Consider the following 22,528-nt stretch of genomic DNA (forward strand, 5'->3'; position numbering starts at 1 on the left):
ATATGGTCAATTTTTTAAGGAATTACCGAAAATCGTTGCTGCCCGGGAACAGGTTCACGCGTTATATCCTTTATGCCATCGGCGAAATTATTCTCGTAGTGATTGGGATTTTAATCGCCTTACAGGTGAATAATTGGAATGAAGCCCGTAAAAATTCCCAGGAGGAAACTGTTATATTAAAAAATCTTCAGGATAATTTAATTCAGGCTAAAGAACAGTCTGAAAATTATATCAGCAGCGATGAAAAATTGAAAAAATTATTAATAACAGTTCTCAACCTGGATGACAAAAATCTGCCATTAGATAGTATTTCAGATAAAACCTTTTATACAGCCTTATGGGGAATTGGGCCTGATACCCCTATTATCAATACTTACACCGATCTTAAAAATAGTGACCGTCTTGGACTAATAAAAAATCAACAACTCAGAGAAAAATTTACCGATCTGGAAACAAGTATTGCAGAGTTAAAATCAATGCTTGATGACCGGCTCTTTGTACATCAGCTTAGGATTGACGATATAGCAGAAAACGAGGTAAACTTTGTTCGTTATTTAAATTCAAGATTGCCTGATATAAATATGGCTGAGGAACCGGAAAATGATTATGGGTCACTCCTTAAAAAACAAAGAGTAAGGAATCTTTTTGCCATAAAATTGTATATGACCCTCCAGGTTCTTGATCTAAGGAAAAATCTGGATAACCAAATAGCGCAGCTTGAAGAAGCGATACAAACCGAACTAAATTTAAAAGCCAAGTCTCCTTAATTAGGATCAATCCTGATGCTTGATATGATTAAAATCTTTAGAAATATTCGCCGTCGACTGCTTGGTGAAAATAGATTCACAAGATATATACTTTACGCCATTGGGGAAATCATCCTGGTGGTAATTGGGATTTTGATAGCCGTTAAAATCAATAATTACAATAGTTCTGAAAACAATAAAAAATATGAGGCTGAAATAGTTAGCTTACTGCTCGAAGATCTTGCCTTTGACTACGACAAATTTACCCATAATGAAGAACACCTAACCAATGGTGTTAAAAAGCTTAGGTGGATTAATGAACATTGTAGCGGTAAAACAGTAGATTCTCTTAAAGGTTTATCGCCAGGTAATCTCCTTGAAGATATTTTAGGTGGATTTACATCGCAGTCTCAGTTTTTACTCAGTCTGCAATTACATCCAATTAAATTTAAATCAATCGAGATTAATCGTTCTATAACCAGATTTATGGGAAAGCATGCTGAAATTGTAGTAGATATAGAGAATCACAATTTTTATGCAACCGGCGAATTTGGATTTAGACTATGGATGGAAATGAGGGAAAACTACAAAAATTCAAAAGATTATTTGTCCATCTATTGTAAAAATGATGATGTTCTGGTCAAATTGATGTCTTTGGATTCCTGGAAGCAGGAGACTTTGACAGATATTCGAGAACTTCTAGAAATAAAAGTACACTGGAAATCCATTTAAAAGATTACCTGCGAGAATTAAAAAGACATGATCAAATTCTTTAGAAAAGTCCGTCGGCGTTTACTTGGGAAAAACCAATTCACTAGATATATAATTTATGCGATTGGAGAAATCATTTTAGTGGTAATTGGGATTTTGATTGCGCTACAGGTAAATAACTGGAATGCAGAACAGAAGAGTGAAAAGCAAAGACAAAGCCTTATTAGCGATTTAAAAGAGGAAATCCAGAAAGGCCACAGTCAGTTCAATCTCTTTAAAAGACTTAATACCATTTATATAACCTCTGATTCTATTCTGCAGCTTATTCAGGAGGGTGAGATTACTGAGAAGGAGTATAGAGAAAATAAGGAGCTTTTGTTTCCTATGTTTTCACGGCAACAGGAGAACCTTTTCTTAATGGGTGATCAAGCGGAAAAATTTATTAAAACGGAAACTGCTGAGATCATCCTGCAAAAACGTTCAGAATATTCTGAAAAATACGAGCAGTTGCTGTACTACCTTAAATTGTATCAATCGACCGTGGCAAATTTAAAGAGTAACATGAATCGGGTTTCCGAAAATCAAAATGAATTTATGCAATATATGTTGGATCACTATCCCTGGTTCTATGCCAGCGATAGTCTGAGTATCGAAAAGGCCATTGCTTTTTCTTTAAAAAACACCAATTATAAAACGCGGGTTAAATTATTCCGGAGAAATTACGATCTACTTAATAAGAGTGTAACGAGTGCCAGAGCCAGCCAGGCTGTTGTTATGGGGGAACTTGTAAGACTTCATTCCGGGAAAGTTTCAGATATTGAAAACGCCTTTTCAGAACTGGGTTATTTACCCATGAAGCTAGTTTCTTGTGCAGATGATTCTACAGAAATTAGACAGGCTAATCTATTTCAGTTCAATCCTATTTATAATGCTACCGACCACCCGGTTAATATCCATCGTTTAGATCCCAAGTATAGGATCTTTGAAACTTTTGAATTGCCTTCCAAAGGATTTGTGGTGTTTGGTCAGGCTGAAGGTACCCTTTTCCAGGTTGATGAAAATGAACAATGCGCAAAACGCTTTAAAGTTAAAAGAAGTAGTTATTTAATTGTTGACTGAAGGTTATGATCAAACTCTTAAAAAACATAAGAATGAAATCGCTTAAGGAAAACAGCTTTACCAGATACGTCATATATGCAATTGGAGAAATCATTTTAGTAGTTATCGGGATATTGATTGCATTACAGGTAAATAACTGGAATGAAAACCAGAAGAAAAACGTGTTGAAAAAACAGTATTTATCTTCCCTGATTTCAGATACCATAAAAGATACAATTGTCTTAAAAGATAACATCAAAAGTATCGAAGGGGATCTTTCACTAATTACTTCTTTTAAGAATCGCTTATCCAAGAGTACGTCCACTTTGGATACGGTACGGCATATTGCCCGATACGAATACCTGCCTTTCTTTGACCCCAGCAATGAATTGAATCGAAATACCATTACCTCACTGCTGTCTACCGGAGATTTGAACCTTTTTGATAAGGAAATTCAGAATACTATTTTAACTCATAATACCATTCAGCTTGCTTTACTTAAAGTTATGGATAAGAATGTCGATATATTCTTTTCTGCAAATGCCAACGGAGGCTTGTTTTCAAGTAGCAATCCCAGTTTAGACAATGCTATGATTCGTGGGCACCTCATGGATAGTATTTGGCAAAATAAGGATGGTATTGAAGTGTTGGAAGTGCTAAACAATCGTATTGCGTCCAAAATACTTATGTACACTTTTATTTCGGGTGCAAAAAAAACGGTTACTGGATGAATCGACTCAATTCTTGAAAAAATTACAGGAAAAGCTCAATAAAATGAATTGATTAAGTAACCATAAGCAGAATCTTATCGTCTTAGCTGAAAATCAAAGAACGAATGAAAAATTCTGCTAAAATGAGGATCCTCGTCTTTGTCATCATCCTGGCGTGCCTCACAGTTGCTTCGAGGTTTCTTCCGGAAAGCTCAAATTTCACCATGCTTTTTATCATGTGGATGCCGGGGATAGCCGCACTTTTAACCTCGCTCGTCACCTGGAGGAGTCTGAAACAGGTCGGTTGGAAACCAAATTGGAAATGGATGGGAATGGGCTGGTTATTACCCGTCTTCTATGGAGCGATTGCCTTTGGTATCATTTGGGCATTGGGTCTGGGTGGTATTCCGAAAGCTTCTTTTATTGAAAACGGAAAATTAACCATGGGAATGACCTCTAATAATGAAATACTCATCATTATTGCGGCGTTTTTTTATATCACTATTCTCAATTTGTTGCCGAATATGCTTTTCGCGTTGGGCGAGGAATTGGGCTGGCGAGGATTTCTGGTGCCAGAATTAAATAAAATCACCTCTTTTTGGAAAACGGCCCTTTTCAGCGGAATAATCTGGTTTGGCTGGCATCTGCCCGCGATCCTTTCGGGAAATTACGGGGCAGAAGGAACGCCTCTCTGGTTTCAGGTGGTTTGTTTTACAGTTCTGGTTCTTGCGGGAGCTGTTGTACTGGCCTTTCTTCGGTTGAGGTCCGGAAGTATCTGGCCCTGTGTGATCTTCCATGCCGTGCATAACGGGGTGATCCAGCATTTCTTTACCAATCTTACTGCTGATACTGGTAAAACGGAATATTTTATTGGTGAATTCGGAATTATGGTGCCGCTAATTTCGCTGTTTTTTGCCGCCTATTTTCTGTGGAAATATAATAAGCAGGAAAGCCATGATATTTCTGCCGAAATACTTGAGGTTTCAAATTAAATTCTGTTTAAAAACCCTTTATAACTACCGCTGAAAAATTTTCCTGAAAAAAGGCAGATTGGTTACTTTAGCGATCAACTAAATTCCGGAAAATTGGCAGCCAAAAAATCCCAGAAGGTCACTCCTTTAATGAAACAGTACAACAGCATCAAGCTGAAATATCCAGATGCGCTGTTGTTATTCAGGGTAGGTGATTTTTATGAGACCTTTGGTGAAGACGCGGTGAAAGCTGCGAGAATTCTCAATATCGTGCTCACCAACCGGAATAATGGAGGGGAACGCACCGAACTGGCCGGATTTCCGCATCATTCACTAAATACCTATTTGCCAAAACTGGTAAAGGCAGGGCAGCGGGTGGCGATCTGCGATCAGCTGGAAGACCCTAAAATGACCAAAACCATCGTGAAACGGGGGGTGACCGAGCTGGTGACGCCGGGTGTGGCGATGAACGATGACATTCTTCAGAGTAAATCGAATAATTTTCTCTGCGCAGTTCACTTCGGAAAAAACCTGCTTGGGGTTTCATTTCTTGATGTCTCTACGGGTGAATTTTTATGCGCCCAGGGAAACAGGGAATATATCGACAAGCTGCTTCAGAATTTCTCGCCCAGTGAGATCCTGGTTCAGAAAAAATATAAAAAGGATTTTAGCGATTCCTTCGGAAAAGAGCTGCACTGCTTTTACCTGGAAGACTGGATCTTTAAACCCGATTACGCCGAAGAGACCTTAAACGCGCATTTTGAAACGAAGTCTTTAAAGGGCTTCGGGATCGATCATCTGGAAGAAGGCATCATTGCTTCGGGTGCGGTTCTTTATTATCTTTCAGAAACGCGGCATCACCGGCTTCAGCATATCGCTTCCATCAGCAGGATTGCCGAGGAGGAATATGTGTGGATGGACCGGTTTACCATTCGAAACCTGGAATTGTATCATTCCAACGCCGTGAACGCGGTAACTCTTCTCGATGTGATCGATAAGACCATTTCACCAATGGGCGGCAGGCTGCTAAAGCGCTGGCTTGCCCTTCCGCTAAAAAATGAAGATGCGATAAGGAAACGCCATGATGTGGTGGAACACCTTATGAATCATCCCGAACTTTTAAGGGAAATTCAGGAGCATATTGGGGAAATAAGTGACCTGGAACGGCTTATTTCGAAAGTAGCGACGGGGAAGATCAGTCCTAGGGAAGTGAATCAGCTTAAGAATTCATTGAATGCCATTATGCCGGTGAAGGAACTGGCGATGAATGCTGAAAATGAAGCTTTGAAAGTGCTTGGTGAAAACCTGAATCCCTGCGAATTGCTTCGGAAGAAAATTTCTGAATCCATCAGTGAAGAAGCGCCGGTGAACGTTCAAAAAGGGAATGTGATCGCAAAGGGTTTTTCAAAAGAACTGGACGAACTGAGAAATATCGCCTTTTCCGGAAAAGATTACCTCGATGAGATGATCAAAAGGGAGACCGAAGCGACCGGAATTTCATCGCTTAAGATCGGGAATAATAACGTTTACGGGTATTATATAGAAGTCCGGAATACTCATAAAGATAAGGTTCCCGACACCTGGAACCGTAAACAGACGCTGGTCAATGCCGAGCGTTATATCACCGAAGAACTCAAGGAATATGAGTCGAAGATCCTGGGAGCGGAGGAGAAGATCCTTCAGCTCGAGCAGGAACTTTTTGGAAAACTGGTAAGCTGGATGGCCGATTATATCGATCCTGTGCAGCAAAACGCGAAGCTCATCGCCAGGCTGGACTGTCTGGGTTCCTTCGCCCAGCAGGCACAAAATGAAAATTACTGCCGCCCCGGCATCAGCGATTCCCTTTCCCTGGAAATTGAAGAAGCGAGGCACCCGGTAATTGAAAAACAATTGCCTCCGGGAGAAATTTATGTCACCAACAGCCTTAAGCTCGACCGGGAGGAGCAGCAGATCATTATGATCACCGGGCCTAACATGAGTGGTAAGTCGGCTATTCTCAGGCAGACCGCTTTGATCGTGCTTATGGCGCAAATGGGAAGTTTTGTGCCGGCGAAATCGGCAGAAATCGGACTCGTGGATAAAATTTTCACCAGGGTAGGCGCCAGCGATAATATCTCGATGGGGGAGTCGACATTTATGGTCGAGATGAATGAAACAGCGAGCATCCTGAATAATATTTCCAAAAGAAGCCTGGTGCTGCTCGATGAGATCGGGCGTGGAACCAGTACTTACGACGGGATCTCGATTGCCTGGGCGATAAGCGAATTCCTGCATGAGCATCCCGCGAGGCCAAAAACGCTCTTTGCCACCCACTATCATGAGCTTAATGAGATGTGCGAGACTTTCGAGCGGATCAAGAATTTCAATGTTTCAGTAAGGGAATTAAAAGATAAGGTTTTGTTCCTTCGGAAGCTGGTCCCGGGAGGAAGTGAGCACAGTTTTGGGATCCATGTGGCTAAAATGGCAGGGATGCCACAGATGGTCATTCAAAGGGCCAATAAGATATTGAAAAAGCTAGAGGCCTCTCACCATATGGAAGACTCGGGTAAAGTAATGAAACAGTCGGCAGAAGACGAATTACAACTGAGTTTTTTCAACCTGGATGATCCCTTGCTCCAGGATATCAAGGAAGAATTGATAGGTATAGATATCGATACTCTCACTCCCGTGGAAGCCCTGATGAAGCTTAATGAGATCAAGCGAAAGCTGGTTAAAAGTAAGCAGAAGTGATGGGCTTTATGCTGTATGCTGTAGGCTGTAGGCTCTATGCTTAGGTGAGAAGATGTTGCAAAAATCCTAATATCGCTGTCATGCTGAACTCGTTTCAGCATCTTTTTTAGGGAAAAATTATAGGCAAGACGTTGCTTGAATATTTCCAGGAATAAAGTCGTCGTCATGCTGAACTCGTTTCAGCATCTCTTTTTTTTATGGGCCAAGCTTTATTTTTTTCTCCGATCAGGTATGCATAAAAACCATAGGTTGGAAAAGCCTTTTTATCCTGAGTGAAAAACGGCGATTTTGATATTTTTATTCAAAAGGCAAATCTAAAATGTTCCCCTTTTTTTCTATTTCTTTAATTTGTTTCAAAAGGTCCTGCTCTTTTTTATTCCTGGGCGTTCGTTTTCCCGATGCCAATTCGAGGATTATTTTTTGAGTTCCTTCTAATTCCTCGATCTTCATATTTGTGTTTATAACGTACTTTTTCATTTTAGTAATATAACCCATTAATGTTGAGGTCAATAAAGTTACATAAATGAATTCTTTTTATAAGAAGCTGTTTTTGGATACCATAGAAGAATTATACCTAATGGAAGGTCCTAAAGCACAACAACGTATTTTTTATAACATAATACGCAGGCGAAAAACTTGAAATTATATAAGGTAAAATCTTTTTTTACCTTTATAGTAACCTTAAAGTCATTAATTAAAATATTGATTTGGGCCGATTCGCCTCATCTGAAGTCTAATACATTTTCACTTTCCTTTATTTGAATAACTCAGGCTGTACCACTTTGGGATGTCAAACTGTTTAATAGAGGAACCAAAGTTTAAAGCTTACATTTTCTCCAAAAAATTCTTTGCTATTTTGAGATTTGTCTTAAATTTGCCTCCGCAATAATCGCTATGAATATTATTGCGAACGTTCTTTAAAATGAGAAAATAGCTTCCCGAGTGCTCGGGAGTAGAGCGCCAACCGCCTCAGGCGGATAGAGGTCGCAAAACTAAAAAGCTTATGTTCTTTTAAATATGCGAAAATAGCTCAGTTGGTAGAGCGCCACCTTGCCAAGGTGGAGGTCGCGGGTTCGAATCCCGTTTTTCGCTCTGGAAAGTTAGTTGAGTTTGTAGTAAATATGACTCTTTAAACTGATGGGAGCGACCGGTCGCGCCTGCCTGCCGGTAGGCAGGGGTTCGAATCCCGTTTTTCGCTCTTGAAATTTTAAAAATAGACCCCGGTTTAACGGGGTTTTGTTTTTCGCTCGGATGGTGGAATTGGTAGACACGTTGGACTTAAAATCCAATGACCAGAAACGGTCGTGCGGGTTCAAGTCCCGCTCCGAGTACATAAAGCCCTTGATTTGCAAGGGCTTTTTTGTTTCAGTTTCATGCTCGAGTTCTTATAGAGAATCTTCTTTTAAATAAATGTACACCTTAGAAATACCTTACTGCTCTTACTAATAGACCTGAATTAGATTTTGAAAATAGTTGAGCATTAAATTCTTTTTGTCCTCCACCTAAAAGACTACCGCCGATCAACGTTCCTCCATACGCCGAGTCAGGATTAGATTCCGATTCTGTCCGTGACCAATATCCATAATTTCGAATATTATCGTATCCAAAATAGGTTGAATACAAAGGCATTAATAGTTCCAGTTCATCTATTGTTGGAACTATCCAATCGCTATAATTATTAGTAGTTAAATTAGTAGCCCACTCAATAGCATCATTCCATGATGCTATTTTAGTTGAAGGAAGTAATGTAGATAATACTATACCATGTGTTTCACCTTCAACATACCCTTCATCTCCTGGTTGATAAATATAAGCTACGAGTCCCCCCAAAAGGTTTTCACCAATATTTATTTCACATAACGGTAGAAGTTGAATACTACTGCTTACAGATACAGGGGAAAGGTATACGGTCTGATCAATTCGATAATTAAGGTCGTCACCAGGTTGCCAGTTTTCTGGATAATCAAAGGTATAACTAACCCCTTCACCTTGAGTGACGTCTTCAAATAATACTTTGTCATTTCCGAAAGATATACTGATACGCGCAGGCAAGCCTAGGTTGTCATCAATTACATAGTATGCTGAAATTGTAACTCCTTCATATCCTTGGTAAACTTTAGTGGACAGTGTTTTAAATTTACCACCTCCCACATTAATTCCAGCAAAGGCACTCTCAAGAAGTACGTTGTTTTTAGCACAAGTCTCGGTTAAAGATTTATTTAAATTAGTTTTCTCCTTAATAATTTCATAAAAAGTTTCATACTCATTATTTTGTTGAGTTTCTGGAATGGGTTCTTGTTTACTGCAACTAATAATCAGTGTAAAAATCATTGCACTTAGTGCAAAACTGAATAATCCTCTTGTTTTCATAAGTTTTAATTTAAATTATTAATGAAATTTCTGATCACGGTAGGAATATTTAATTGCGAATTTTGAGCAAAATAAACGCTGATCTCTTCAAAACTACTGAATAGTATTATATAATGCTATAACCTTTAAAGGGGATATTTGAAATCAGCAATAAAAAAAGAAAAGTTGCAGGATGTATTATAAATAGGAAATGGAAATAATCAACCGAAAGATTTTTGGAAAACTAGCATTCCTTGTAGCCCACCATGAGAAAACAAAAAAACGATATACTTATTTTAATCTTAATGCTTAAAAGGAGCAACCTATAGGTTTTTATAATCCCCCCTTTCTTTTTACGGAAAAAAGTTTATCACGTAAAAGAATATTGAAAGCAAAGATTAAAATTATACTATTCTTATTTTTCCGGAAGCACTAAGAACGGAAAACTTAAGTGGTGATCAATATTTTTAATGACCGGTTCCCTAAAAAGTTTTGGGGTTATAGAATGCTTGTTATAAACCATTGCAAGCAGATTAATAGAATACCCCCGCTAGTGCGCGATTGCATAGCGTTCAATTTCTTTTTTTTCAATTTTCGGGCATCTTTAGGAGTTTCATTTATAATGATAATTTCTATCTCCATTTTTTTCGGTCCAATCTGCTGAGAAACCACGCGATGCAATCGCGCGCGAGCAAAAAGGTATCTAGAAGATCGATGTTCTAAGAGACGCTTGTGGAGATTGGATGTAACGCCTGTGTAGAAGGTGTTGTCAGAACATTTCAAAATATAAACGTAACTGATTTTCATTCAATTAATGTACTGTTTTTTATTCTTCATCTGTGTAAGTAATTTTTGACGTTGCCTCCTCGTCAGTTCGAGTGAATTTATTTCGACCGATAGGGAGAATAAATTTATATCGAGAACAGAGGGGTGAAATCTGTTCGTCTTGTTCTCGATACAATTTTTTCTTTCGGTTTGCTTCAGAAAAATCATTTGAACTGACGGTTTTTTGACTCCTCGTCAGTTCGAGTGAATTTTAAAACCGGTTCTCGATACATTTCCTTTTTTCACTGGCGTTCCAAAAGGAAACACTCGAACTGACAGCTTTCGAACTGACGGTGCGGGTATTCTATTTTTCGTCAGGTCGAGTGATTTCTTGAGCCGAGAGGCGATAAGAAATTGTATCGAGACCAGAGGGATGATCGAACTTTAAACCGGTTCTCGATACATTTCCTTTTTTCACTGGCGTTCCAAAAGGAAACACTCGAACTGACAGCTTTCGAACTGACGGTGCGGGTATTCTATTTTTCGTCAGGTCGAGTGATTTCTTGAGCCGAGAGGCGATAAGAAATTGTATCGAGACCCTAAGCCTCCATCGGCCAATCTTTATACTGTCCCTCGGCCTGTTCGATCACCTCCTTCAGCAAATTATCCAGTTCAGAAAATGGCACTTTTCCGCGCAATTCTTTTTTCACTGCTAACCGAATGGCAGCGCGGGCGTCTTCTTTTTTGGTCCAGTCGAGCTGGAGGTTTTTCTTTACTGAGTTTACTACGGTATGAACCAGGTCCTGGATGGGACCGGATTGGTTGAGTAACTTTTCGTTGGCAGATAAAAGATCATAGAAAGCCAGTTCGTCTTCGGTTAAACCGAGTTGTCTGGTCCTGATGTCGTCCTGCTGAAATTCATTGGCAATATCCAGCAAATGCTTAATCGCGGCGATGGAATCCAGCGAATTGCGGTGGTAGTTGCTCAGCACTTTTTCCAGCTCTTCTTTCAGTTTGCGCGTTCGGCGGAAATTCTTCGGCATCCGCACCCGAATCTCGTCATTGATGATCCTGCGCAGCAATTCAATTTTAATATTCTCGTCGCCTTTTTCCTTTACAATGGCCTGGAACCTATCATCTACTATGGAAATATCGATCTTGTCCAGGTTGTACATTTTTGCCAGGTCTACAATCTCCTGCGATTCCAGAGATTTGCTGATTAAGTCTTTTATCTTTTCGTTCTTCTCTCTGCGCGGACCGGGAGGGAACTTGATCTTTCTGATGAGTTGCCTTATCTTCTGAATGATCGCCAGCTCTTCCTGGATCTCCCAAACCTGCGGATCGCTACTTGTCATTGCCACCAGTTCGGCCAGCTTTCGCTCTTCGAGCAAAAAGGCATCGGTAACGGCGTCAGATTTTAAAAGGCTATTCACAGCACCTTTTGACCATTTCATTTTGTCCATATCGGACATTGCATTGACACTTTCCGCATCAAAATCGCCAATCAGATCCTTTACTTTCTCAAATTGCTCCAGACAAATTTTTACCGCTGCTTCAAGATCCAGAGTGGGTTTTCCTTCCCCGCCTCCGGCGGTGTATTTTTTGGTGGCTTCGGCCAGGAAGCCGGAGATGCCTATAAAATCCACTACGAGTCCGTTGGGTTTGTCCTGGAAAACCCTGTTTACCCTTGCAATGGCCTGCATCAGGTTATGGCCTTTCATAATCTTGTCGACATACATCGTATGGGCGCAGGGGGCATCAAATCCCGTGAGCCACATATCGCGAACGATCACGATTTGCAGCGGATCCTCAGGCGTGCGGAAACGCTTTTTAATGGCTTCCATCGCTTCTTTGGTCCGAATGTGAGGATTCCATTCCGTGGGATCTTTGCTGATGTTCCCGGTCATGATCACGGCTATTTCAGGGCAAGCTTCCAGCGCGGTGAGGGCATTGTACATTTTCACGCAGTTCCGCCGACTCATACACACGATCATCGCTTTGCCTTCCAGGCTTTCGGTCCTGGCCTTGAAATGGGTAAGGATGTCTTTGGCAACCCTTTCCACCCTGTCCGCAGCCCCGGCGGCATCTTCTATCGCGGCCCAAACGGCATTGTTCTCTTCGTCCTCATCTTCTTCCATTTCATCCAGCTCCTTGTCATATTTGGCTTTGATGTTGAGCGGAACCATCTTTGGCTCGTAATAAATGGGCACCGTGGCACCGTCTTCCACGGCCTGTTTGATATCGTAGGTGTGAATGGTGGGGCCAAATACCTGCTGGGTATCGGCATCTTTGCTATCTACGGGCGTGCCGGTGAAGCCTATAAAGGAGGCATTGGGCAGGGCGCGTCTTATGTTCTGCGCAAAGCCGCCGCTATGGAATCCATACTGGGTGCGGTGGGCTTCATCTGCCATCACAATAAGGTTGTACCGCTCAGAAAGTACCGGGTGGGAAAGCTCTTTTCCCGAAGCCAGTTCTTTTAAGCGGAATTTCTCAATGGTAGTAAAGATCACCCCGCCGCCATCGGTGCTCAGCAGGGCCCGCAGCTCATCGGTGGTATCGGCGTGTTGCACGTGGCCCACCAGGTCCTTGCACAGCACAAAATTCTCATAGAGTTGCTGGTCCAGGTCATTGCGGTCTACCTGGATGAGGATGGTGGGATTTTTCATTTCGGGCATTTGCCTCAGGATCCCGGTAAGGATGGCCATCGAAATGCTTTTGCCAGATCCCTGCGTGTGCCATATCACTCCCAGCCGACCGTCACCGTTGGGTTTTATATTTTCCACGGCAGAGTCTACCGCTTTTTTGATGCCCCAGTACTGGTGATATTTCGCGCCTTTCTTGATTATTTTTCCATTGTGGTCTTCGTGGAAAATGAAGTTTTGCAGGTAGTTTAATAAGGTTTTCTTCGGAAATAATCCCTTCAGCAAGGTCTCCAGCTGAAGTTCCTGTTGCTGCTGAAGGTCATCCCCGTGCAGACTTTTCCACGGAGCAAACCACTTCAGGGAGGAGTTGTACATCCCGTGCAGGGTTTCCAGCCCGTCTGAAACTACCGTGATGGCATTGTAATCAAACAGCTGCGGAATATCCTGAAAGTAATGCCCAATTTGCCGGTGCGCGTTTTCCACACCCACCTCGGGATCAAACATATTCTTGAATTCAAAAACAATGAGCGGAAGTCCGTTGATGAAAACGAGCAGATCTGTGCGCCGGCTGTTCTTGCCAATGATCTTCACTTCATCTGCACACACAAAGGTGTTTTTCTCCGGTTCCCTAAAATTAATAGGATAGAGGTGCCGGGCCTGTTCCTTGCCCGAAGCATCTTTCCAGCTAATGGAAACCCCCTGGGTCATTTTAAGATGAAAATCGCGGTTGCGGTGATCGAGATCCATTCCCTCGTGCTGGGTAAAAGCTGAAAGGGCTTCATTAATGGCGGTGCCGGGTACACCGGGATAAGAACTGACTAAAAATTTCCGAAGATCTTCCTCCAAAACCACCTTTTTGAGATCCCGCTGCAGGGAATTTCCTTCTTTATAGGTGTATCCCAACTCCTGAAGGCACTCTATGGCCGCTTTTTGCACCGTGATCTCGATCATTTGTGTCATAAGACTTCAGATAAGGTTTTCTCCACATCTTTTACGCGGACTTCCCCGCTGATGAGCTTTGGCAGTAAGATGTCGCGGAGTTGAGTGAGGGAAATATTCTCCAATTGATTGTTATACATCAAATCAAAAATTGGCAATCCCTCCTCATTATATTTTTCTAGAGCTTCTTTATTAGGATAAGGTATTTGAAGTTCCTTAAGGTTAGCAACTGTTATATGTCCTAAACCAGTTGTTTGTTTATGAGTAGCTAAATTGATAAAAGTTGGAAGCTGGTATTTTAGTAAATTAAATACGAAACACTTTTGACCAGTATCTTCTGTTCTCACGACAAAAATGTGCTGATTAAGCAGTGCATTCCCTTTATCCCAAATATGTATGCCTAATGAAGTATGAGGATTTCCTGACCAGGGAAAGAGTATGTCTCCGTTTGAAATGAAATATTTATTATCTAATTCTTTTTCTGAATATTTCGTCTGAGAGGTAATTCCCTGTTTTATTTCTGCAATTTTAATAACAGGTAAACCTTTGTTGTTACTCTCTAATAGATCTCTAGGTTTAAAAGCTGCACCATTTACAAAATCAGCTATTGAATAAATACTCCTGACTTCCCATCCCTTCGGGATTTCTCCCAACTCAGAATCTACAAATTCACCATCCTGAAAAGGCCCAAAATCAACAAACCAGTGCTTGTATAGAGCCATTGCCATTTCTTCCAGGGTTTTGTTCATCTGAAGGTTGAGTTCGATCTTATCGTCTAAAGCTGAAAGGATGGAGGCGATGGATTTTTGTTCTTGAAGAGGAGGTACAATTATTGAAAGCTTTTGTTGGTCAGTTATTCCGATGTACGCTCTTGTGGAACCAGAGCCTGCCCGCATATTTAATTCGTTCTGAAATTCAGGAGAGTTAAAGTAAAATTTTAAATAATGATTATTTAGTTGCTTTTTGTCCAAAACACGATAATAAGTAACTTGAGGTGTTAACATTATGTATTCTGTTTCAATTTTTGGAACTATGGCAGTGCGACCTATGGAAGCTTTATGAGTTAACAATACATCCCCTTCAATTGCAAAACCCTTTCTTAATTTATCTCCTTGAATTTTAGAAATAAATGAACAACTCTTTAAATTAACTTGGCCTCTTATAATATCAGAAGCCATAACAAAGGGAATTCCTGATGATATAAAATCTTTACCTTTAGGGTGCGAACCACCGTGATTTCCATCAAGCGGTTTTTCTAAAATTTTGTTCTTTATCAGCTCTTCAACTGTAAATGTTTTCCAATTCTCTGGCATTAGTTGTTGGATTTTTTAACCTCCGGGAACACAAGTTGCGCCTTTGTTCAGTACGAAAAGTTTGTTTCTAGCTCAATTTTTAAAGCCTCAATTAGTTCTGAAATCTCTAAACTTTTATTCTTATAGTCTTCCGTAATTTGTTCTTGACTTTTATTAGAAAGAAAAAACAGTTTAGCAGAAATGTCGAGTAATAAATTTAATAATCTTGTATCGTTTTTTATAGAATTTTCAGTTTGCCATCTATCAATTGATTGTTTAGATAAACCAACAAGAGGAAAGTGAAATCTTTTACTATTGATTTCGTTTATCACTTTTCTTTGAACATCAATTCTATTTAAAAATTCCCTCATTATATTTTTGATTTTTTTACAAGGTTATCAAACCAGTTATCAATTATAACTAATTCGGAAAAGACTTCTTTTAATTCTTCATCAGTTATCAGATTACCGAATCCTCTAGTCGATAAAATCCTCGATCGCTCCAATAATTTAAAGGTAGTTTTGGAAACTGGAATGGAATCCTCTCCTAAATGATGAGCAGATTTTCGGGAAAAATTAAATTGTTTTAGCTTACCTAAAGAATAACAGGTGGCGAAATTTCGGATAGCTAAAAAAATCATTGAGAGCTCAAAGTCTCTGGAGTCCGATGAATTCATTAGAAAATCCCTTGAAGTGTAGTATAAGGTTGAAAATTTTTTCAAGTCATTTTCTAAATTTTGATAAGGTTTTGGTTTTCCCAAATCTTTAAAAATATTTTCACCACTAGTTGAAAATATTTGTTTTGATTCCAAAAATAGATGCCAAGAAAACGGATTTCCTTCATTCCATATTTCTTCAATACGATTTCTATTATAAATAGAAAATTTATCTATATCAAGATTATTAAGCTTTTCATCCTTATTTTTTATTAATAATAAATCTATGTCTGAGCTCTGGTCAATTTCTCCTCGACAAAGTGAGCCGAATGCAAATATTTCCATTATCTACGATTAAATCTTTTAATAATTATAGAGGTAAATAATGCAAAACCTAAAAATCTTAAAATCGTTAAGAAGGTCAAGTAGTTAGCCGAGTAATAGTCAGGTTTTCGAACACCCCAAATGATGCTGGGAACTTCTTTAAAAGATTCCCAATAGCTAATAATTAAGGAGCTATTTTTAAAACAAAACGTATGGATTAGAGTACATACAATCCAAAGGTAGATTCCTGTTAGAATTAATTTCCGGACATTTTCACCATTTCCCCAAACGAATTCATGAATTTTAAAGTTCAGCCATTTAAAAAACATTTCCCATCTTTCCCAACTTTTCCAATTTCCGTATTTGGTTCGGTAATAAGTTTTATTAGAATTCCAAGCGTCATAGAGATGATTTTTAGTCGCTTTTAATTCAATTTTGATGGCTTTATTAGCTGAAACTGCTTCTCCTAAACTCTGATAATTTAATCTTAAGGATCTAGCAAACTTTTGAATTAAATTATCATAACTCGGACAATTATTAGAAAGGATTTCATCCTCTATTAACGTCTTTTCAAATATTGCGTATTCAAATTTTGAACCTGGGAATGTACTTTGAGTGAAGTTACAGTTAATGAATTTGCATCCATTAAAATTACAATCTTCAAATATAATATTTCTGAAGTAGCAATGTTCAAAGTAAGTATGGCTAAAGTCAACTCCAACAAATTTCTGTTTTTTGGATCCTATCCTAACAAAAAGATAGTTATGAAATGATTCATTTTCCAAATCTGAATCAAATATTTTATCCTCTAATCTTGTTCTTCCACTATCTATCACACTCATCGATTTTATAAGTAAGTCAATTGTAAATTTTTTAGTAATTTTAGACTACGCCTCACGTAAAAACAGTGCGAGCTGCTGAGGGTGATTGACCTTGGGGCAATCCGCTGAGAAAGCGTGTAAAATGCTTCAATTTGCAACAGTTCTTAACATTGTTTTCATATTATTTTAGCTTAGTATATTTAGTATTCTATCCGTTCACCTTGGTCAATTGATGCTAATACTTTATTTACAATGGAGTTTGTAATTATAATATTCCCATCTTGATTTATTTTGCGACCTTGAGTCATTTCAACTTCAATTGAAAATCTGTTTGAGAAGTGGATTTCGCCCCGCAGGACTTGATTTTTAAATTCAACGTCATCCATTAAAAAATTTATGATTTCGTCATTGTAAAAACCTTTCCATCTGAACTTACCCCGTTTCAATGCTGGCGATATAACATCTATGACCACATTTTCAAGTTTAAGTTCTGGTAAGTCATCTGAACTCAAAATGAACTTTGAAAATTCTCTTTTTAGAATTTTTCTTGAATTACCAATTGGTTTTTCTTCTTCAAAACGTTGAACCTCGATAGATTCAACCTTTTGATAATTATTTAATTTTTTGTAGAGATTGGATTTCCGCCAGGAAATTTTATAATTCTTGTTTAAAAATTCAATAGAATCTTTAACCTTTTGCTGGTCAAGTTCTGAATCATCCTGAATGAAGTCTAGATTCAGCTTCTCTAATTCTTTTCTTTTAATTTCGTTGTCCAGTTTTAAATTTTCAATCTGTAGTTGTGTTAATTCTTTATTTTCAACTGGGAAACGGGAAATAATAATTGCTGCAACACTAACAATAAGGGTGATTTGAACCGAATTTTTCCCGAGAAATTTCCAAGTCTCCTTAAAACCACCCTCTTCGGTCGGAAAAGTTTCTAATGTAAGTTGTAATCCTAATGTATTTGCTATTTCTTTATAAATATGAAGAATTTCTTTTTCACATTCATTTCGAATAATGGAATCAATTGTATGACTATTATCTTTAAAACAATAGTGAAATTGTAGTCTATTTGATTTTTCAATTAATTCCATTTTGATTGTTTCAAATTCACAATAGCGTCCCTCGCGTGCGGGAGGGTTTTATAGGTTGTTGAACAGGTATTATCTTTTTCGTGTACCTTTTCTTTTATTTATATCCTTTGTGATTTTCTTTATTTCTTTTTCCGGATTTGCATATAATCTGTTAAGAGCAAATTCCAATAGCTTATAAGCTTCAAGTATATCAATGGTTTCTAAATCTCCTAAATGACTTCCAGTATTTCCGATCCATTTTATTGCTATTAACAAGTCTGTAAGCTCTTTGTTATCAAAAATTAATATTCTTTTATGTAATGATATGGGCTTTCTCTTACCATTGTTAATTTCGTATCGTTTTACCTTGTGCTCGTTTAGTAAAACTTCCCCCGCTGGTGCGCGATTGCATCGCGTTCAATTTTTGTTTTTTTAATATTTGGCATTTATAAGAGTTTGGATTTTGAATGAAATTTTCTATATCTGTTTTTATCTGTTCAATCTTCTTAGATACCACGCGATGCAATCGCGCGGGAGCAGAAGTATTGAAGGGCGTGTTCCATTTCTCATATCTATATCAATTTTTTCACCCGTAATATCTAAAAACAACTACGTCTTCCAAAAGTCCTTTTTCATCTGCATAATCACCTGCACTGCTATAAACATAATCTTCTGCTCTATAAACTAAACCCGCCTCCACCGGATTATGGTGAATATAGCTAATCTTTTCCCAAATAACTTTATTGCTCCATAATTCAATAGGCTTATTATCGTGCCTCCAGAACTGATGTTCTTTCACATTAGATGATTCTGCAGCAGCTTTTTTAAACTGCTCAAGGAGAAATTCTTTCCGGCTCTCTTTTGGATTATTTTGTATAGCTTTTACAATTGCTTTACTGGTAAACCGTTTAAAATCTCCTAAAAGCAGCGCCGGATGCTGCCCGTCTACACTTCTAAATACTAGGTGCACGTGATTAGTCATTATACACCAGGCAACGATTTCCATTCCTTTCTCTTTTTGACAATAAGAAAGACTTTGCAATAAAATATCTTTATACTCATTACGGGTAAAAACATCAAGCCAATTCACCACCGCAAAACTTACAAAATAAAGTCCTTCAGGGTTATGGAATTTGTAATTTCGGCTCATGTTTTAAAGTTCTTGTCTTATGGCTACACCACGCGATTCAATCGCGCGGTAGCATTGAGCTTTATAATATCTTATCAAAATTAACTTTAATCTTTTCCTTTAATTCTTCCCCTTTTTCAAACTGCTCTAGCAACTGCGCCTTGAGGCCCTCCATTTTTTCTTCAAAAGGGATCCCGTCATCTTCTTCGGCTTCTGTACCTACGTAGATGCCAGGAGTGAGTTTGTAGTCCTGCTTTTGAACTTCGGCTATGGTGGCTGCTTTGGAAAAGCCTTCGATGTCCTGGTAGGCCTCGACTCCGCTCGGCCTGACATCGGGAGGGGTGACATTGCGCCATTTGTGGTAGGTCTCGGCAATTTTATTGATATCCTCATCACTAAAAACCCGCAGTTTCCTGCTGGCCATTGTGCCCATTTTTGAGGCGTCCAGGAACAGGATCTCGTTATTTCGCTCGCGGTGGGTGCCGTCTTTTCCGTCGCGGTTCTTGCTCAGGATAAAAAGACAGGCGGGGATCCCGGTGGTAAGGAACAGCTTATCGGGCAGGCGTACAATGGCATCTATCATAGAATTGTCTACCATATGCTGCCGCACGTTTTTCTCGCCTTTGTTGTTGGAGGTCATCGCCCCGTTGGCCATTACAATTCCAGCAGTACCGGTGTCGCTTAAATGGTGCCAGAAGGTTTGCATCCACATATAATTGGCGCTGCCATCTGTAGTGAATTCTTCCTTGGGACCAAATAACCGTGGATCGCCATCGGGCAGATCTTCCGGGTGCCAGTTGCTCACATTAAATGGCGGATTGGCAATGATAGTGTCGGCTTTCAGGTTTGGGAATTTGTCATCCAGTAAGGAATTTCCAAGTTTGATGTCAAAAGAAAGGTCCCGCAGCATAAGGTTCATAAGGCACAAACGCAAGGTTTGCGCGGTCATTTCCTGCCCATAGATCGCGATGTCTTTTTTGTTTCCGCCGTGTTCCTTGATGAACTTCAAACTCTGCACAAACATACCACCACTCCCACAAGCCGGATCAAAGATGCGCCCTTTGTAAGGTTCCAGCAATTCCACCAGCAGCCTTACGATACTTCCGGGCGTAAAGAACTGTCCCGCACCCGAACCTTCAGCCATTGCAAATCGGCCGATGTAATATTCATAGATACGGCCCAGGATATCGCTTTCGGGATTTTCCTTTTCAGAAAATTTGGGGTGGGAAAGCAGGTTGATGATTCCGCCGGTTTGTTTGGGAGAAAGTTCACTCCGCACAAAGATCCGCGGCAGAATATTCACCAGCTGGGGGTTATACCCCGTTAATAACTCCTGGATCACATCAAAAGCATCATCCACCTTCACCTTGATATCATCCTGCTCGGCATTGTCTTTCAAATATTGCCAGGAAGCGGTTTCAGGAATTTTAAAGGTGTTGCGGGAGCGGTATTCATCCCGGTCCTCCAGGACGTAATTGATCTCCTCCTTATCTGTGTTCTCTACCTACCCGACAATTATGAACAAAATTGACAGTTTGAAATCGGATGACGAAAGGTTTTATGGCGTAGGTCATTTTGATGTTGTGATTATTGACGAAGCTCATCGTTCCGTCTATCAGAAATATAAAACGATTTTTGATTATTTTGATAGTTTATTAATAGGCTTAACAGCTACCCCTAAAAAAGATATAGATAGAAATACCTATTCATTATTTGAAATAGAAGACGATAATCCAACTTTCGCTTATGAACTCAATCAGGCAGTCAATGATAAATTTCTGGTACCTCCAAAAGCAATGGAAGTTCCAATAAAATTTCCATTGGAAGGAGTGAAGTATAAGGAACTACCGGAAAAGGATAAAGCACATTACGAAGAGTTATTTGGCGATCCGATTACTGGTGAGGTATATATTGACGAAATTGATAAAGGAAAATTGAATAGTTGGCTATTTAATAAAGACACTGTCGATAAAGTTTTGGCCCATCTTATGGAAAATGGGATTAAAGTTGCTGGAGGCGACAAACTAGGAAAAACCATCATTTTTGCTAAGAACCATAAACATGCTGCATTTATAGAAAAACGCTTTAATAAAAACTACCCGGAATATGGTGGCTCTTTTTTAAGAATTATCGATAATTATGCTGACAAGGCCCAGGATCTTTTAGAACGCTTTTGTGAAGATAAAGTGGAGATGGAACCGCAAATAGCTGTATCTGTAGACATGATGGATACAGGCGTAGATGCTCCAAGAGTGGTAAATCTTGTATTTTTTAAAAGAGTGCGCTCCTTTGCAAAATACTGGCAAATGATTGGGCGCGGAACAAGGTTGCGTTTTAATTTATTTGCGCCTGGAAAAGATAAAGAGTACTTCGTAATATTTGATTTTTGTTCAAATTTCGAATTTTTTGATGAATTTCCCGATGGAATTACTGCTGCCAGTTCCCAAGGTTTGTCAGAACAAATTTTTGAAGCCAAATTAGATTTAGTGATCGCCCTGAGGGACAAAACGGATGCAACGGAAGAAGAAGATCAATTGATGGAAAATTTTACTGAAAATCTTCATCAATTAATAAAAGAACTGGATGAAAACAGATATCAGGTTAGATCTGTATGGAAATATGTAAAGAAATATAAAGAAAGGGAATCCTGGGAAAATCTGAATATTGGGGATCAAAATGATATAAAAACCCATTTGGCAAAGCTTCCATCTTACAAAGATGATGAGGATGAACTCGCAAAAAGATTTGACCTGATCATCTTAAAACTCCATTTAGCACTAATTAATGGTAACCGCTCTCAAGAAAATTATATAAATAGAATAATAAATATAGGGAACCGATTAGAGAAAAAAAGAAATATTCCTGCAGTAGCTGAAAAAATTAATACCATAAGGGAGGTTCAGGACGGAGATTTCTGGAAACAGATTTCCTTGCTTCAACTGGAAAAAGTTAGAGAAGAATTAAGGAGCCTGATACAGTTTTTGGATAAAGAAAAATTAGATCCGGTTTATTCCAATTTCGAAGATACGGTTTATGAGAATAAAATTAAAGAGTGGGATATATTAGGAGGTTATCAAAATTCACCTAGCTATATGAACAGAGTGGAAGCATTTATCCGTAAAAATAAAAATCATTTAGTTATTGATAAACTTTACAAAAATTTGCCAATCACTGAAAAAGAACTTGTAATTCTTGAACAATTTTTATCTAAGGGTGAGATCGGCACTGATTTTAAAGAACATATTAACGGAGCTCCCTTAGGTAAGTTTGTGCGCAATATAATTGGCCTGGATATACGGGTAGCAAACAATCTGTTCAGTGATTTTATACAGGATGAAAATTTGAATGCCGACCAAATCACTTTTGTAAATAAAATCATCCAGCACCTTAACGAAAAAGGAACTATAGAAAAGCAACTTCTTTCTTCCGCTACCTTTGAAAAAGGATATGAAAGGGGAATTCTAGATGTTTTTAAAGGAGACAAAGAACGAATAACTAAAATAATATCCATTGTAGACAGGGTGAACGGGAATGCGGGGATAGCTTAAAGCTTTAAAATTGATTTATGAATGG

18 protein-coding genes, 2 tRNA genes and 1 pseudogene are annotated in these 22,528 nt (G+C 39.0%); 9 read left to right on the forward strand and 12 right to left on the reverse strand.

Annotated features, from left to right (window positions below; translation table 11 throughout):
* The first annotated feature begins 2 nt into the window (after positions 1-2).
* The 6 genes from C7S20_RS09120 to mutS all read left to right on the forward strand — a co-directional run bounded on the left by C7S20_RS09120 (position 3) and on the right by mutS (position 6,966).
* Positions 3-767, forward strand: coding sequence for a DUF6090 family protein (locus C7S20_RS09120; RefSeq protein ID WP_107012196.1), 765 nt, complete (start codon positions 3-5; stop codon positions 765-767).
* Between the two features lie 15 nt (positions 768-782).
* Positions 783-1,478 carry a DUF6090 family protein gene (locus tag C7S20_RS09125; RefSeq protein WP_107012197.1) on the forward strand — a complete coding sequence of 232 codons (696 nt, stop codon included), beginning with the start codon at positions 783-785 and terminating at the stop codon, positions 1,476-1,478.
* Between the two features lie 27 nt (positions 1,479-1,505).
* Positions 1,506-2,576: a hypothetical protein gene (locus C7S20_RS09130; RefSeq protein ID WP_107012198.1), complete on the forward strand. Its 1,071-nt coding sequence runs from the start codon at positions 1,506-1,508 to the stop codon at positions 2,574-2,576.
* Between the two features lie 32 nt (positions 2,577-2,608).
* Positions 2,609-3,286 (forward strand): DUF6090 family protein, encoded by a 678-nt coding sequence (locus tag C7S20_RS09135; RefSeq protein ID WP_159039909.1) that lies wholly within the window; start codon positions 2,609-2,611, stop codon positions 3,284-3,286.
* Between the two features lie 104 nt (positions 3,287-3,390).
* Positions 3,391-4,257 (forward strand): CPBP family intramembrane glutamic endopeptidase, encoded by an 867-nt coding sequence (locus C7S20_RS09140; protein WP_107012200.1) that lies wholly within the window; start codon positions 3,391-3,393, stop codon positions 4,255-4,257.
* A 93-nt stretch (positions 4,258-4,350) separates the two neighbouring features.
* Complete coding sequence (gene mutS, locus C7S20_RS09145) at positions 4,351-6,966, forward strand: DNA mismatch repair protein MutS (RefSeq protein WP_107012201.1); 2,616 nt, start codon at positions 4,351-4,353, stop codon at positions 6,964-6,966.
* Between the two features lie 297 nt (positions 6,967-7,263).
* Here the strand turns inward: mutS and C7S20_RS09150 are convergent, their stop codons facing one another.
* On the reverse strand, positions 7,264-7,443 hold the full coding sequence (locus C7S20_RS09150; RefSeq protein ID WP_159039910.1) for a hypothetical protein: 180 nt from the start codon (positions 7,441-7,443) through the stop codon (positions 7,264-7,266).
* 542 nt (positions 7,444-7,985) lie between these two features.
* On the opposite strand from C7S20_RS09150, the gene C7S20_RS09155 reads away from it, so the two are divergent.
* A tRNA-Gly gene (locus tag C7S20_RS09155) sits at positions 7,986-8,058 on the forward strand.
* Between the two features lie 153 nt (positions 8,059-8,211).
* Positions 8,212-8,297 (forward strand) — tRNA-Leu (locus C7S20_RS09160).
* Between the two features lie 88 nt (positions 8,298-8,385).
* Here C7S20_RS09160 and C7S20_RS09165 read toward each other — a convergent pair.
* The 11 genes and pseudogenes from C7S20_RS09165 to C7S20_RS09215 all read right to left on the reverse strand — a co-directional run bounded on the left by C7S20_RS09165 (position 8,386) and on the right by C7S20_RS09215 (position 20,354).
* Positions 8,386-9,336 (reverse strand): Lcl domain-containing protein, encoded by a 951-nt coding sequence (locus C7S20_RS09165; protein ID WP_107012203.1) that lies wholly within the window; start codon positions 9,334-9,336, stop codon positions 8,386-8,388.
* A 477-nt stretch (positions 9,337-9,813) separates the two neighbouring features.
* Positions 9,814-10,122 carry a GIY-YIG nuclease family protein gene (locus C7S20_RS19550; RefSeq protein WP_159039911.1) on the reverse strand — a complete coding sequence of 103 codons (309 nt, stop codon included), beginning with the start codon at positions 10,120-10,122 and terminating at the stop codon, positions 9,814-9,816.
* A gap of 557 nt (positions 10,123-10,679) precedes the next feature.
* A complete protein-coding gene (locus C7S20_RS09175; protein WP_107012204.1) occupies positions 10,680-13,682 on the reverse strand; it encodes a type I restriction endonuclease subunit R in 3,003 nt (1,000 codons plus the stop codon).
* Complete coding sequence (locus tag C7S20_RS09180; protein ID WP_107012205.1) at positions 13,679-14,974, reverse strand: restriction endonuclease subunit S; 1,296 nt, start codon at positions 14,972-14,974, stop codon at positions 13,679-13,681. The genes C7S20_RS09175 and C7S20_RS09180 overlap by 4 nt, the downstream gene beginning before the upstream one ends.
* Before the next feature lie 47 nt (positions 14,975-15,021).
* Positions 15,022-15,324, reverse strand: coding sequence for a hypothetical protein (locus C7S20_RS09185; RefSeq protein ID WP_107012206.1), 303 nt, complete (start codon positions 15,322-15,324; stop codon positions 15,022-15,024).
* A complete protein-coding gene (locus C7S20_RS09190; RefSeq protein ID WP_107012207.1) occupies positions 15,324-15,953 on the reverse strand; it encodes a nucleotidyltransferase domain-containing protein in 630 nt (209 codons plus the stop codon). The genes C7S20_RS09185 and C7S20_RS09190 overlap by 1 nt, the downstream gene beginning before the upstream one ends.
* Positions 15,953-16,774, reverse strand: coding sequence for a pentapeptide repeat-containing protein (locus tag C7S20_RS09195; RefSeq protein WP_107012208.1), 822 nt, complete (start codon positions 16,772-16,774; stop codon positions 15,953-15,955). The genes C7S20_RS09190 and C7S20_RS09195 overlap by 1 nt, the downstream gene beginning before the upstream one ends.
* A gap of 179 nt (positions 16,775-16,953) precedes the next feature.
* On the reverse strand, positions 16,954-17,847 hold the full coding sequence (locus C7S20_RS09200) for a hypothetical protein (RefSeq protein ID WP_107012209.1): 894 nt from the start codon (positions 17,845-17,847) through the stop codon (positions 16,954-16,956).
* 69 nt (positions 17,848-17,916) lie between these two features.
* A pseudogene (locus C7S20_RS09205) lies at positions 17,917-18,183 on the reverse strand (DUF4145 domain-containing protein); the annotation flags it as partial.
* A gap of 229 nt (positions 18,184-18,412) precedes the next feature.
* A complete protein-coding gene (locus C7S20_RS09210) occupies positions 18,413-18,976 on the reverse strand; it encodes an REP-associated tyrosine transposase (protein WP_107012211.1) in 564 nt (187 codons plus the stop codon).
* A 61-nt stretch (positions 18,977-19,037) separates the two neighbouring features.
* Positions 19,038-20,354 (reverse strand): N-6 DNA methylase, encoded by a 1,317-nt coding sequence (locus C7S20_RS09215; protein WP_227009143.1) that lies wholly within the window; start codon positions 20,352-20,354, stop codon positions 19,038-19,040.
* Positions 20,355-20,472: 118 nt separating this feature from the next.
* Between C7S20_RS09215 and C7S20_RS09220 the strand changes: the two genes are divergently transcribed.
* On the forward strand, positions 20,473-22,503 hold the full coding sequence (locus C7S20_RS09220; protein ID WP_107012212.1) for a type I restriction-modification enzyme R subunit C-terminal domain-containing protein: 2,031 nt from the start codon (positions 20,473-20,475) through the stop codon (positions 22,501-22,503).
* Positions 22,504-22,528 lie beyond the last annotated feature (25 nt).

The organism is Christiangramia fulva (genome assembly GCF_003024155.1).
GTDB lineage: Bacteria > Bacteroidota > Bacteroidia > Flavobacteriales > Flavobacteriaceae > Christiangramia > Christiangramia fulva.

Excerpts from the sequence above, each read along its gene's own strand:
- C7S20_RS19550 (WP_159039911.1), bottom strand. The coding sequence starts at position 10,122 with ATGAAAATCAGTTACGTTTATATTTTGAAATGTTCTGACAACACCTTC.
- C7S20_RS09190 (WP_107012207.1), bottom strand. The coding sequence starts at position 15,953 with ATGGAAATATTTGCATTCGGCTCACTTTGTCGAGGAGAAATTGACCAG.
- C7S20_RS09150 (WP_159039910.1), bottom strand. The coding sequence starts at position 7,443 with ATGAAAAAGTACGTTATAAACACAAATATGAAGATCGAGGAATTAGAA.
- C7S20_RS09140 (WP_107012200.1), top strand. The coding sequence starts at position 3,391 with ATGAAAAATTCTGCTAAAATGAGGATCCTCGTCTTTGTCATCATCCTG.
- C7S20_RS09165 (WP_107012203.1), bottom strand. The coding sequence starts at position 9,336 with ATGAAAACAAGAGGATTATTCAGTTTTGCACTAAGTGCAATGATTTTT.
- C7S20_RS09175 (WP_107012204.1), bottom strand. The coding sequence starts at position 13,682 with ATGACACAAATGATCGAGATCACGGTGCAAAAAGCGGCCATAGAGTGC.
- C7S20_RS09180 (WP_107012205.1), bottom strand. The coding sequence starts at position 14,974 with ATGCCAGAGAATTGGAAAACATTTACAGTTGAAGAGCTGATAAAGAAC.
- C7S20_RS09130 (WP_107012198.1), top strand. The coding sequence starts at position 1,506 with ATGATCAAATTCTTTAGAAAAGTCCGTCGGCGTTTACTTGGGAAAAAC.
- C7S20_RS09120 (WP_107012196.1), top strand. The coding sequence starts at position 3 with ATGGTCAATTTTTTAAGGAATTACCGAAAATCGTTGCTGCCCGGGAAC.
- C7S20_RS09195 (WP_107012208.1), bottom strand. The coding sequence starts at position 16,774 with ATGAGTGTGATAGATAGTGGAAGAACAAGATTAGAGGATAAAATATTT.
- C7S20_RS09125 (WP_107012197.1), top strand. The coding sequence starts at position 783 with ATGCTTGATATGATTAAAATCTTTAGAAATATTCGCCGTCGACTGCTT.
- C7S20_RS09210 (WP_107012211.1), bottom strand. The coding sequence starts at position 18,976 with ATGAGCCGAAATTACAAATTCCATAACCCTGAAGGACTTTATTTTGTA.
- C7S20_RS09185 (WP_107012206.1), bottom strand. The coding sequence starts at position 15,324 with ATGAGGGAATTTTTAAATAGAATTGATGTTCAAAGAAAAGTGATAAAC.
- C7S20_RS09220 (WP_107012212.1), top strand. The coding sequence starts at position 20,473 with ATGAACAAAATTGACAGTTTGAAATCGGATGACGAAAGGTTTTATGGC.
- C7S20_RS09200 (WP_107012209.1), bottom strand. The coding sequence starts at position 17,847 with ATGGAATTAATTGAAAAATCAAATAGACTACAATTTCACTATTGTTTT.
- C7S20_RS09135 (WP_159039909.1), top strand. The coding sequence starts at position 2,609 with ATGAAATCGCTTAAGGAAAACAGCTTTACCAGATACGTCATATATGCA.